11 protein-coding genes are annotated in these 12,060 nt (G+C 65.8%); 10 read left to right on the top strand and 1 reads right to left on the bottom strand.

Annotated elements, in window-relative coordinates:
• Nucleotides 1-5: 5 nt before the first annotated feature.
• The 8 genes from VKF82_09280 to guaA all read left to right on the top strand — a co-directional run bounded on the left by VKF82_09280 (nt 6) and on the right by guaA (nt 9,431).
• Nucleotides 6-1,283 (top strand): phosphoribosylaminoimidazolesuccinocarboxamide synthase, encoded by a 1,278-nt coding sequence (locus tag VKF82_09280; protein ID HME82255.1) that lies wholly within the window; start codon nt 6-8, stop codon nt 1,281-1,283.
• Between the two features lie 7 nt (nt 1,284-1,290).
• A complete protein-coding gene (purL, locus tag VKF82_09275; GenBank protein ID HME82254.1) occupies nt 1,291-3,666 on the top strand; it encodes a phosphoribosylformylglycinamidine synthase subunit PurL in 2,376 nt (791 codons plus the stop codon).
• On the top strand, nt 3,659-4,408 hold the full coding sequence (gene purQ / locus VKF82_09270; protein HME82253.1) for a phosphoribosylformylglycinamidine synthase I: 750 nt from the start codon (nt 3,659-3,661) through the stop codon (nt 4,406-4,408). The genes purL and purQ overlap by 8 nt, the downstream gene beginning before the upstream one ends.
• Nucleotides 4,405-4,977, top strand: coding sequence for a hypothetical protein (locus VKF82_09265; GenBank protein ID HME82252.1), 573 nt, complete (start codon nt 4,405-4,407; stop codon nt 4,975-4,977). The genes purQ and VKF82_09265 overlap by 4 nt, the downstream gene beginning before the upstream one ends.
• The gene (locus VKF82_09260) at nt 4,974-5,489 is read left to right on the top strand and encodes a phosphoribosylformylglycinamidine synthase subunit PurS (GenBank protein HME82251.1); all 516 of its coding nucleotides are present in this window, start codon (nt 4,974-4,976) and stop codon (nt 5,487-5,489) included. The genes VKF82_09265 and VKF82_09260 overlap by 4 nt, the downstream gene beginning before the upstream one ends.
• 39 nt (nt 5,490-5,528) lie before the next feature.
• Complete coding sequence (locus tag VKF82_09255) at nt 5,529-6,644, top strand: formate--phosphoribosylaminoimidazolecarboxamide ligase (GenBank protein HME82250.1); 1,116 nt, start codon at nt 5,529-5,531, stop codon at nt 6,642-6,644.
• Nucleotides 6,641-7,774 (top strand): DUF1297 domain-containing protein, encoded by a 1,134-nt coding sequence (locus VKF82_09250; protein HME82249.1) that lies wholly within the window; start codon nt 6,641-6,643, stop codon nt 7,772-7,774. Before VKF82_09255 ends, VKF82_09250 begins: the two co-directional genes overlap by 4 nt.
• 76 nt (nt 7,775-7,850) lie before the next feature.
• Entirely contained in the window at nt 7,851-9,431 is a 1,581-nt protein-coding gene (gene guaA / locus VKF82_09245; protein ID HME82248.1) for a glutamine-hydrolyzing GMP synthase, read from the top strand.
• Here guaA and VKF82_09240 read toward each other — a convergent pair.
• A complete protein-coding gene (locus tag VKF82_09240) occupies nt 9,415-9,987 on the bottom strand; it encodes a hypothetical protein (GenBank protein ID HME82247.1) in 573 nt (190 codons plus the stop codon). The two genes, guaA and VKF82_09240, sit on opposite strands and share 17 nt — an antisense overlap.
• 39 nt (nt 9,988-10,026) lie before the next feature.
• Between VKF82_09240 and purD the strand changes: the two genes are divergently transcribed.
• Both purD and VKF82_09230 read left to right on the top strand, forming a co-directional pair.
• Entirely contained in the window at nt 10,027-11,307 is a 1,281-nt protein-coding gene (gene purD / locus VKF82_09235; protein HME82246.1) for a phosphoribosylamine--glycine ligase, read from the top strand.
• A 48-nt stretch (nt 11,308-11,355) separates the two neighbouring features.
• A partial coding sequence (locus VKF82_09230; GenBank protein ID HME82245.1) for a class II glutamine amidotransferase occupies nt 11,356-12,060 on the top strand: 705 nt, incomplete at its 3' end.

Below are 12,060 nucleotides of genomic sequence, written 5' to 3'. Positions count from 1 at the left end.
GAGCGATGAACAAAGGACCGGAAGTCGCGCGCGGCAAGACCAAGATCCTCTACCAGCATCCCGACCAGCCCGATGCGGTGATCGTATCGTCCCAGGACAGCATCACCGCCGGCGACGGCGCCAAGCGTAACGTCATCACCGGCAAAGGCCGGCTGGCGGCGCTGACGACGGCGCGTATCTTCCGCCTGCTCAACGCCTGCGGATTGCCGACGCACTATATGAGCGGCGGCGAAGACGAAGACGGCAACGAGATGGTCGTGCGCCGCTGCGAGATGATCCCGATCGAGGTCGTCGTGCGCGGCGTGGCCGCCGGTTCGTACCTCAAGCGCCACCCGGCGGTCAAGGAAGGCACCGTGTTCGCGCCGCGCCTGGTGGAATATTTCTTCAAAGACGACGCGCGCCACGATCCGCAGTACAGCGCCGAGCAGATCATCACCGAAAATCTCGCCACGCCTGCGGAGCTGGCGGAGATGACAGACGTCGCACTGCTGGTCTTCGAGATCCTCGCGCATGCCTGGAAGCAGCAGAACGTCCTGCTGATCGATTTGAAGGTCGAGTTCGGACGGTACAAGACCGCCGAAGGCGGCAGCCAGATCCTGCTGGCGGACGTGATCGACAACGATTCATGGCGCGTCTGGCCGGGCGGCGATCCCAAGCGTATGCTCGACAAGCAGATCTATCGCAACATGGGGACTCCCAAAGACAGCGAGCTGGGCGCCGTCAAGGAGAAGTACGAAGAGGTCGCCGAGCGCGTCGCGCAGTTCCAGAAGAGCGTCGGCGGGTTCGTCGCCATCATCATGGGCTCGTCCGGGGACGCCGCGCACGCCGAACGGATCGGCAAAGCATTGTCCGGCTTCGGCATTCCCAGCACCAAGCACGTCGCGTCGGCGCACAAGACGCCGCTGTACGCGCTCACGCGCGTCCAACAGACCGACAGCGCGATGGGGCGAGTCGTCTACATCACCATCGCCGGCCGCAGCAACGCGCTCTCAGCCTTCGTCGACGCAGCGACGCCGAACCCGGTGATCGCCTGTCCGGTCATCGGTTCGAATTGGGCCGGCATGGAGATCCTCTCGAGCTTGCAGCTGCCCTCCGGTGTGGCGAGCGTCGTGGTCTTGGAGCCCGAGAACGCTGCGCTGGCCGCGGCGAAGATCCTCGGCGTAGACGACACCGTGCTCTTCGGCCGCGTGCTGGTGTCGCAGTATCGCAGCCGCAAGAGCGTGATCGACTCCGATGCGCGCATGGCGGCGGCACCCCCGAACGGGAAAGCGGCGCGTGAATGACGGTCGAATGAATTCGACCGCCACCGAGATCAGACGTTCGGCCGAACCGCTCCCCGTAGCGGGGGCCACCGACGACCAATTGCAGCGCCTCGCTCGTCGCGAGGCGCTCGCGCTCTCACCCGCCGAATTGCGCTCGATCGCGCAGCGCATCGGCCGCGATCCGACGCGGGCCGAGGCGCACGCGTTCGCCATCCAGTGGAGCGAGCATTGCTCGTATAAGAGCAGCCGCCCGCTGCTGCGGAAACTGCCGACCGTGAGCGCGGACGTGCTCGTCGGCGTCGGCGAAGACGCGGGCGTCTTGCGCGCAGGTACGGTCGACGGCGTCGAGTACGGCGTGGTGGTGGCGCATGAAAGCCACAACCACCCATCGCAGGTCGTGCCGTTCGAAGGCGCGGCGACCGGCGTGGGCGGGATCTTGCGCGATGTCTTGTGCATGGGCGCGGAGGTCGTCGCCAGCGCCGATCCGTTGCGTTTCGGCACGCCGGTGCCCGGATCGCACGCCGCGTACGTCGCCGCGGCGGCGGTCGACGGCATCGGCGCGTACGGCAACGCAGTGGGCGTGCCGAACCTGGCCGGCGACGTGTACTTCGACGATTCGTTCAACGAGAATTGCCTGGTCAACGTCGTGTCGCTGGGGATCGTGCCTGCCGATCGCATCATCCACAGCCGCGTGCCGTCCGATGGCGCGGGGTACGACCTCGTCCTCGTCGGCAAAGCGACGGACGCTTCTGGTTTCGGGGGCGCCGCGTTCGCCTCGCTCGTGCTCGACGCGTCGCTGGCGCAATCCAACAAAAGCGCCGTGCAGGTCCCCGATCCGTTCCTCAAGAGCGTCATCATGCGCGCGAGCTATGCGGCGTTTGATGAGATCCGGCGGCGCGGGCTGCAGGTCGGCTATAAGGACTTGGGCGCGGGCGGGATCATGGGCGCCAGCTGCGAGCTGTGCAATGCCGGCGGCTTCGGCGGTGCGATCGATATCGACGCGGTGCCGCAAGCGGTGCCAGGATTGCCGCCCTTCGTCATCGCGTGCGCGGAGACGCAAGAGCGCATGCTGTGGGCCGTCCCGTCGTCATTCACACCGGCGCTGCTGCAGATCTACAACGAGCGCTTCACCCTGCCCGAGGTGTCGGCCAACGCGCGCGCGGCGGTGATCGGCAAAGTGACTAAAGAGCGGCACTATATCGTGCGCGCGGGCGGCGAAGCGGTGGTCGACGTTCCGATCGACGTGCTTGCCGGGCCGATCGTGGTGCAGCGCACGGCTGCACCTGAAGGGAGTGGAAGAATCCATGCCGGTCGGGCAAATTCGGACGGTCGAATAAATTCGACCGCTACAATCGGCGAGACGCTGCTTGAAGTGCTCGCGCACACGGACGTCTGCAGCCGGCGCCCGCTCATCGAGCATTACGACCGCTTCGTGCGCGGGGCGACCGTCATCCCGTCCGGCTATGCAGATGCGGGCGTGTTCATCATCAAGCGCGGCGGGCGCGCGGGAATCGCGCTTTCGGTCGACGGCAACCCGCGCTATGGTGCGATCTCGGCGAAGCAGGCGGCTGCCCACGCGGTCGTCGAGGCCGCGCGCAACGTCGCCGCCGTCGGCGCGCGCCCCATCGGACTCACCGATTGTCTCAATTACGGCGACCCGGAGGATCCAATCGCCTATCGCCAGCTGGTCGACGGTATCGACGGTCTCGCAGAAGCGGCTGCGGCCCTCCAGCTCAACCGGCCGGGGGAACCGCTGCCCTTTGTCAGCGGCAACGTCAGCTTGTACAACGAGTCGGCGGCCGGCGCCGCGATCGCGCCCTCTGCTATCGTCGCGTGCATCGGCCGGGTCGACGACGTGGGTAAGGTCGTCACGATGCAGCTCACCGGGCCTGACAAGCGCCTTTATCTCTTGGGGAAGCGCGCAGACCAACTGGGCGGCTCGGTGTTGGAAGCTATTCGCGGAGACGAAGACGCCGAGTTGCCACCGCTGGACTATGCCGAGGCGAACGCCTCGATCTATGCCGTCGTCGCCGGTATCCGCGAGGGCATCATCAGCGCGGCGCACGATATCTCCGATGGAGGGCTGCTCGCCTGCGTCGCCGAGATGTGCTTGGGCGGCGACGCGGATGGCGCTATCGGGGTCCGACTTGACGCACCCGCGAAGTGGGCACCTGGGGTAACGTCGTGCGCCGCGCTGTTCGGAGAAGCGCCGGGTTTCGTCGTCGAGGTGGCGGACATGCGTCGCACCGCCTTCGAATGGATCTGCGGCGCGCAAGGAGCGCAGCCGGTCCTGATCGGCAAGACGGGCGGAAGATCTATCCACGTCGGCGGCGAGTCGTGCGACGTGCCGCTCGCGCAGGCGGCCATAGTGTGGACGCAGCCCCTAAAGGCGCTCTATGCCTGACCCGAAAGTCGCCGTCATCGTCTTCCCCGGCACGAACTCTGAGGTCGAGACGGTGGATGCCTGTCGCGACGCGGGTGTGGATGCGCGGCTGTTCTGGTGGTCGGAAGACCCCGAGACCCTGCGCGCCTTCGACGCATACGTGATCGCCGGCGGCTTCGCGCATGAGGACCGTGTGCGGGCCGGCGCCATCGCAGCCAAGAGCCCGACCGTCGCTGTTATAAAGGAAGAAGCCGGCAAGGGCAAGCTCGTCCTCGGGCTGTGCAACGGGGCCCAAGTGCTCGCCGAAGCAGGCATGCTCGGCGAGGTCGCCTTGGCCAAGAATCTGCCGGCACATCATTTCCAAGGGTTGATGGTGGACGTCGTCGTCGACCGCGAGCCGCAGCGTTGCGCGTTCACGGACGGATTGGCGCCGGGAACGGCGATGCGCATGGCGCTGGCGCACGGCGAGGGGCGCTTCACCGGCGCCCCTGAGGTCTTCGACGATCTCGAAGAGCGCGGCCGCATCATCTTGCGCTACGCCGGCGGATCGCCCAACGGCGCGCAGCACGACGCCGCCGGCATCTGCAATGACGCCGGCAACGTGCTCGCGCTTATGCCGCATCCCGAGCGCGCGGCGTGGTCCCTCAACGTCGCGTACGGCGTACCGGCGCTGCGGCGGGGCGACCCCAACGCGACCGCTGGCGCGCATGCCATCTTCGCGTGCATGGCCGCTGCGCTGCGCGCTCGGACAGGCGGCCGATGAGAAGCGGCGCGAGCGCGCTCTGGTACGGTGTCGGCGCGCTGGTGATCGTCGCCGGCATGATTGCCAGCGTGTTCGGAGCGCTGGGCGATTTCAAATCGCTGCAAACGGCGTTCGCGAGGGTCGTCGTGCCAGGTTCCGACGAGCTGCACCTGAGCAAGCCGGGGACGTATGTCATCTACTATGAATATCGCAGCGACATCAACGGCGAGATCTTCGAAACGCCCGAGACCACGGACATCAAATGCTCGATCGTGAGCCGCACAGGCCGCACCATCGAGATCGTGCCCGCCAGTTTGAACGCCGAATACGATTTCGGCGGCCGAGCAGGGAAAGCGATCGCGCAATTCGTCGCGCCTGATGCCGGGATGTACGTCATCAATTGCGATTACGCCGGCGGGAAAGGGACGCGCATCGCGCTTGCGATCGCGCCGCCAGTCGCGGCTGGGTTCATCGCATCGTTCTTCAAATGGCTGGCGTTGGCGTTCGCAAGCCTCGGATTCGGCTTGATCATCCTGATCGTGACGTTGGTCCGCCGCGCCGGACCGGGGCCGAGGCCGACGCTGCAATGATGCGCCTGGAGATCGCGATCGACCTGATCGTGCCCGACAACACCGCGTTCACCGTTCTCACCGCGCTGCGCCAGCTCGGCTACACGGCTCTCGAGCGCGTCGAGAGGACGGAGATCGTCGAGTTGGAAATCGATGCGCCGCATGCGGCGACGGAGGACCTCGTGGCTAAGGTCATGCGCGCGGAGATCATGTTCAACCCCAACAAGCATCGCCTCAGCTATGCGCCTTCGAGTGCGCCGGCCGCCGAGGGCAATGGCGCCGCGCAATGGGAGGCGTTGGTGGTGGATCGCGATGACGAGACGTCGGGGCTTGTGACGCTGCTGGCGGGACCCTTCGGCCTGAGCGGCCTCAAGACGCTCTCGCGCGGGGTCGCATGGCGCTTGCACGAGGCGAACGGCCCCGCGCCCAAGGCGCGTATCGAATGGGCGTGCCGCGAATTGCTGGCCAATCCGTTCTCGCAAGTGTTTCACGTGCGGCCGGCGCCTGCGCGGACTGTCGCCGCCACGCGATAAGGGAATTATGGGCGCAGAGGCGAAGCAGAACAGGCAATAATGGCACGCAAATCGTCCGCGCAACTCCCCGAGCTGTATACGATCGCGACGCTCGGCAGCCACTCCGCGCTGCAGATCCTCAAGGGAGCCAAGGACGAAGGGTTCCACACCCTCGCCGTCACCACGCCGCAGAACGAGAGCCTGTACGCCAGTTTCGGCTTCGTGGACGAAGTCATGGTCATCCCGCGCTACAGCGATTTTCCGAAAGTCGAGAAAGAGCTCGGCAAGCGCAAGATCGTGATGGTGCCGCACGGCTCGTTCGTCGCGTATCTCTCGCTCGACCAGCACAAGGCCATGACCACGCCGTACTTCGGCAACAAGGCCGTGCTGGATCTGGAAGCCGACCGCATGCGTCAGCGCGAGTGGCTGCTCCAAGCGGGTTTGAAGATGCCGCGCCAGTTCACCAAGGCGAGCGAGATCGACCGGCCGGTGATCGTCAAGTTGTATGGGGCGCACGGCGGCAAGGGTTACCTGTTCGTCAAGAACGCCGAAGACTTCCACAAACGCGCGGCCCATCTCGTCGAGCAGAAGTACATCATGCAAGAGTACGTCATCGGCGTACCGGTCTACATCCACTACTTCTATTCACCGCTGACCGGGAAGCTCGAGATCATGTCGATGGACCGGCGCTATGAGAGCAACGTCGACTCGCTCGGGCGCATCCCGTCCGCCAGCCAAGAGGGCTGGGATATCCAACCCAGCTACGTGGTCATCGGCAACCAGCCGATCAGCCTGCGCGAGTCACTGCTCGCCGAAGCCTTTCACATGGGTGAGGCGGTCGTGCGCGTCAGCCGCGAGCTGTGTCCGGAACGCGGACTGTTCGGCGCGTTCTGCCTGGAGACGATCGTCACGCCCGAGGCCGAGTTCTTCCTCATGGAGATCTCGGCGCGCATCGTCGCCGGCACCAACCTGTTCATCGACGGCTCGCCGTACTCGTATCTGAACTACACCGAGCCGATGTCGACCGGCCGGCGCATCGCGCGCGAGATCAAGAACGCGCTGCTCTCCAACAGCCTCTCATTGGTGCTCGACCAATCCAGCAAGATCTTGGTCGAGGAAGGCAACGGCAAACCGCCTTTGGCGCGCATACCCGGACCGGGAGTTCCAGCGAATTGACGGCGGGCGTCGCGGACGTCCTCGCCGGCTACGACCCAGCCAACTTGACGCTCTGCTGCATCGGCAGTCATTCTGCGCTCGACGTGTGCCTGGGCGCCAAGCGCGCAGGCTTGCGCAATCTCGTCATCACGGTCAAGGGACGCGAGCGTACGTATGCGGTCTACTATGCCTCGCGCCCCGACGGCACGGGATGCGTGGACGACACGTTGATGGTCGGCCACTTCGCGGACGTCGTATTGGAAGACGTGCAGATCGAGCTGCTGCGGCGCAACGCGATCTTCATCCCCAACCGCTCGTTCGAGGTCTACGCGCGCCAGCGCCACACGTTCGAGGAGATCGAGCGCGGCATGCGCGTGCCGTTCTTCGGATCGCGCCATCTGCTGCGCGCTGAGGAGCGCGACGAGCCCGACAACCAATACCGGCTGCTCGAAGCGGCCGGTCTTCGTTTCCCGCGGCGCCTGCGTTCGCCTGATGGGATCGACGGGCTCACCCTCATCAAAGCCCCGCACGCCAAGGTGACGTTCGAGCGCGCATTCTTCGTCGCGGCATCGCCCGAGCAATACAAACGCCGCTCGGAAGCATTGCTGCGCGCAGGCGTGATCAGCGAGGAGGGCCTGGCCGGCGCGGTGCTCGAGGAATACGTGCTCGGCCCGACGGTCAACTTGAATTTTTTCTATTCGCCGATGCTCGGCGAGCTCGAGCTATTGGGCACCGATACTCGGCGCCAGACGAACATCGACGGCGCGCGCGCGCTGCTGGCGATCGAGCAGGCGTCGCTGGGCGGCGCGTTCATGCCCTCGATGGAGGAAGCGGGGCACATCGCAGCCACGCTCACCGAGTCGATGCTCGAACAAGCCTTCGACATGGGCGAGCGTTTCGTGGCGGCGGCCCGAGCTGCTCGGCCACCGGGCATCGTCGGCCCGTTCGCGCTGCAATGCGTGATCGCGGCGGGACCGCCCAAGTCGTTCGTCGTCTACGACGTCAGCTTGCGCATCCCGGGCTCGCCGGGCACGAAATTCACGCCGTATTCGGCGTACCGCTGGGGTCGCGAGATGTCGGTCGGCGACCGCATCGCCGGCGAGATCTTGATGGCCCGTGACGCCGGCCGCTTGGCAGAGGTGCTCACGTGAAAGTTGATGGAGCGGTCGAGTTTACTCGACCGCCCAAGGAGCAGGCGACACCACAGGCTGGCGGAAACGATTGGTTATGAAATCCTCGCCAGTCACTGAAAAGCCCATCGCCGACACGCCGGCGCAGGAAACCGTTGTCATCCTCGATTTCGGCGCGCAGTACAGCCAGTTGATCGCGCGGCGCGTGCGCGAGGAGCAGGTCTATTCCGAAGTGCTTCCCTACGACGCGCCGTGGTCGGAAGTCGAACGGCGCAATCCCAGCGCGTTCATCCTCACGGGCGGGCCCGAAAGCGTCGTCGCGCCGGGCGCGCCGCACATCCCGCCGCAGCTGCTCGAAGCGGGCAAACCGGTCCTCGGCATCTGCTACGGCATGCAGGACCTCGTGCGTGCGCTCGGCGGCACGGTCGTGCCTGGCGAGATCCGCGAATTCGGCAAAGCCGAGCTCGTCGTCGACGCCGTCCATTCGCCGCTGTTTGACGGGCTGCCGACGCACTCGCAGGCGTGGATGAGCCACGGCGACACTGTCACCGAATTACCCGAAGGTTTCCAGACGCTCGCTCACACCGGCACCTGCGCGCAGGCCGCAGTGGGCGATCCCAGCCGGCATTGGTACGGCGTGCAGTTCCATCCCGAAGTGAAGCACACCGAGCACGGCAAGCGCGTGCTGCACAATTTCTTGCGCAAGGTCGCCGGCATCTCCGAGCGTTGGGAGATGTCGTCGTTCATCGAGCGCAGCGTCGAGAGCATCCGCGTGCAGATCGGCGACGCCCGCGCGGTGTGCGGCCTGTCCGGCGGCGTCGACAGCGCGGTGGCCGCCACGCTCGTCTCGCGCGCTATCGGCGATCGGCTGACGTGCATCTTCGTCGATCACGGTTTGCTGCGCCAAGACGAGGCGCGTCAAGTCGTCGAGGCGTTCCGCGACGTGCTGCATCTGAATCTCGTGCACGTGGATGCCGGCAAGCGGTTCTTGACGGCGCTTGCCCGCGTGAGCGATCCTGAGGAGAAGCGCAGGATCATCGGGCGCGAGTTCGTCGCCGTGTTCGAAGAAGAAGCGCAGAAGATCCCCGGCGTCGAGTTCCTGGTCCAAGGCACGCTCTATCCCGATGTCATCGAGAGCAAGACGCCTGCCAGCAAGGCCGGCCACAAGATCAAGACGCATCACAACGTCGGCGGACTGCCCGAAATCATGGCGCTCGGGCTCGTCGAACCGCTCAAACTGCTCTTCAAAGACGAGGTGCGCGAGTTAGGGCGGCAGCTCGGGCTACCGGCGAACATCGTGAATCGTCAGCCGTTCCCAGGCCCGGGTCTGGCAGTCCGTGTGCTGGGCGCGGTGACCACCGAGCGTCTGGACGTCTTACGCCGCGCGGACGCGATCGCGCGCGAAGAGATCGAAAAAGAGCCCGATGTGCCCTGGCAGTACTTCGCCGTGCTGACCCCGCTGCAGAGCGTCGGGGTGATGGGCGACGGCCGCACCTACGCCAACATGGTCGCGATCCGTGCAGTGACCAGTGACGACGGCATGACCGCTGATTGGGCGCGACTGTCGCCGGACGCGCTGGCACGCATCGCGACGCGCATCGTCAACGAGGTGCCGGGCGTCAACCGCGTCGTCTACGACATCACGAGCAAGCCGCCTGCGACTATTGAGTGGGAGTGAGCGGTTTGGCCGCGTCTTCGGCGGCCCATGCGTCCGCCGGAGCGATCCGCGGTTGACCCTTCGGGTAGACGCTGACATTTCTGTCCAAGTAGCGCTTGCTGAGGAGCGCAAGATATTCGAAGTTCTCGAACAGCTCTGGTCCACGCGTGCGCCGCATGACGACGATCGTACCAGCCATGGCAGTCCAGTCGGCGAGCACGACCGGCGCCCACAAATCGCAGACCAGGTCGGCATCGAGCATCTGGCGATTCACGTAGGCCCCAAGCGTTTCATACATCCGGCCGACGAGAGTGAGAGGGTAGAGCTCGCTCGGGAGCGGACTGCCCATGAGCGCAGCCCTGAATGTCCGATCGTCGAGCTTGCGCGGCAGCATGTGAATGAACTCGACGGCCCCGCGGAACTCCTGGTCCTCGGTCGCTTTCCGAAAATCGTTGAGTATAGCGATCTGGTTGCTCGTGCGCAAATGATACAGTTGGACGACAGCCGCAATCGCGGTCGCGGCGATGACGACAAAGGTACCGACCGAGGCAACGGTGCTCCATAGCTCCAGCGACATGGAGAGGTCCTTTCTCCCTACGACAATAACCGCCTCGTCGTGAACGTCCTCATTGTCGGATCGGGCGCGCGCGAACACGCGCTCGCGTGGAAGCTCGCGCAATCGCCCAAGGTGAGCGCGCTCTATGCCGCGCCTGGCAACGCCGGCACGGCGCTGCTCGGCACGAACTGGTCCGACATATCCGCGACCGATACGCACGCGCTCGTCGCCCGAGCCAAGGAAGCGCAGATCGGCCTCGCGGTCATCGGTCCCGAAGCGGCCCTTGCGGTCGGCGTGGCCGACGCAATGCGCGCCGCCGGCATCCCGACGTTCGGACCCGGCCGCGCCGCCGCGCGGCTCGAGTCGAGCAAAGCGTTCGCCAAGCAATGGATGCTGCGCTACGGCATCCCGACCGCGGCGTTCAAAGTGGCGCACGATCGCAAGCAAGCGCAGCGCGCGCTCAACGAATGGAGCGGCGGCGTCGTCCTCAAAGCCGATGGCCTGGCCGCCGGCAAAGGTGTCGTGGTCGTGGATTCGCCAGCCGACGCGCAGCCTGTGCTCGATCAGTGGTACGGCAAGCACGCCCTGCCCGGCGGCGGCACGACGCTGGTGCTCGAGGAACGCCTCGAAGGCAAGGAAGTCTCGGTCATGGCGGTGACCGACGGCTCTGTCATGCACCTGCTCGCGCCGGCGTGCGACTACAAGCGTGCGCTTGACGGCGACGCAGGCGCCAATACCGGCGGCATGGGCGCGTACTCCCCGGCCGCCGACGCGCTCGATGACGCCGCGCTTGCCCGCATCCGTAAGGACGTGATCGAGCCGGTGCGCGAGGGCATGAGCCGCGATGGCATGGAGTACCGCGGTTGCCTTTACGCGGGTCTGATGATGACCAAACGCGGCCCCTGCGTCCTCGAATTCAACGCGCGCTTCGGCGATCCGGAAACCCAAGTCGTGCTACCGCGCCTGGAATCCGACCTCTTCGAGCTGCTCCACGCCGTAGCGGCGGGCGCCGACGTTCCAGCTCCCCGGTTTTCGCCGGACGCTTGCGTCGGCGTCGTGCTGGCCTCGGAGCACTATCCCGAACGCTCCGATCCTGTGGATAACTTGCCGCTGCCGCCGCCGGCAGATGGTGTCGCGTGCTTTTGGGGCGGTTCGAAGCTGGCAAGCGGCCGGGTGAGCGCGTCGGGAGGACGCGTCCTGACAGTGACCGCGCTCGGCTCGACGATCGCCGCCGCTCGAACGCGTGCGTATGAAGCCTGCGCGGCCTACGTCGCGCTCCTGCCAGAAGGCACAAGGCTGCGCTTCCGCAGCGACATCGCACGACGTGCGGCGGGCGGCTAGCGCGCCGATGGGGTACACGATTCTGGCCGCCTATGGTAAAATGAAGGCATGAAGCCCCCCGTGCCGCCGCTTCCCTCGACGTACGACGGTTGGCGTGCAAAGGCCGGCGACGACGCTATCCATGACGCGTGCGGCGTTTGCGGGATTTTCGCACCGGGCGAGGACGTCGCCCGGTCCACGTTTTTCGCGCTGTACTCGCTGCAGCACCGCGGCCAAGAAAGCGCCGGCATCGCGGTCTCCGATGGACAGACGCTGCGCTGCCACAAAGACATGGGGCTCATCTCCCAGATCTTCACCGAGGAGATGCTCGAGTCGCTGCCCGGCTATCTGTCGGTCGGCCACACACGCTATTCGACGACCGGTTCGTCGATCGTCTACAACGCGCAACCGCTGCTCACGCACACCGAGATCGGGCAGTTCGCGCTCGCGCATAACGGCAATCTCGTCAACACCGAAGAGCTGCGCGAGCAGCTGCACGACACGCTCGTGCCCACCTCCAATTCAGATTCGGAAGTGATGGCGCGCCTGATCTCTCACGCGGCCGTCGGCTCGATGGAAGAGCGCATCGAGGCGGCGATGCGCCGCTGCATCGGGGCGTTCTCGATCGTGCTCGCGACCGAAACCCAGTTGTTCGGCTTCCGCGATCCGTGGGGCGTGCGGCCGCTGTGCATCGGGCGCTATGGCAGCGGCTATGCGCTCGCGTCGGAATCGTGCGCGCTTGCCACCATCGGGGCGGAATACATCCGCGAGGTA

It is taken from the genome of Candidatus Eremiobacteraceae bacterium, from assembly GCA_035314825.1.
Taxonomy (GTDB): domain Bacteria; phylum Vulcanimicrobiota; class Vulcanimicrobiia; order Eremiobacterales; family Eremiobacteraceae; genus JAFAHD01.
The sequence above is the reverse complement of the archived record's forward strand: the minus strand, read 5'-3'. Positions and strand labels throughout refer to the sequence as shown.

Excerpts from the sequence above, each read along its gene's own strand:
- purQ (HME82253.1), top strand. The coding sequence starts at position 3,659 with ATGCCTGACCCGAAAGTCGCCGTCATCGTCTTCCCCGGCACGAACTCT.
- VKF82_09280 (HME82255.1), top strand. The coding sequence starts at position 6 with ATGAACAAAGGACCGGAAGTCGCGCGCGGCAAGACCAAGATCCTCTAC.
- VKF82_09255 (HME82250.1), top strand. The coding sequence starts at position 5,529 with ATGGCACGCAAATCGTCCGCGCAACTCCCCGAGCTGTATACGATCGCG.
- guaA (HME82248.1), top strand. The coding sequence starts at position 7,851 with ATGAAATCCTCGCCAGTCACTGAAAAGCCCATCGCCGACACGCCGGCG.
- VKF82_09260 (HME82251.1), top strand. The coding sequence starts at position 4,974 with ATGATGCGCCTGGAGATCGCGATCGACCTGATCGTGCCCGACAACACC.
- VKF82_09265 (HME82252.1), top strand. The coding sequence starts at position 4,405 with ATGAGAAGCGGCGCGAGCGCGCTCTGGTACGGTGTCGGCGCGCTGGTG.
- purL (HME82254.1), top strand. The coding sequence starts at position 1,291 with ATGAATTCGACCGCCACCGAGATCAGACGTTCGGCCGAACCGCTCCCC.
- VKF82_09240 (HME82247.1), bottom strand. The coding sequence starts at position 9,987 with ATGTCGCTGGAGCTATGGAGCACCGTTGCCTCGGTCGGTACCTTTGTC.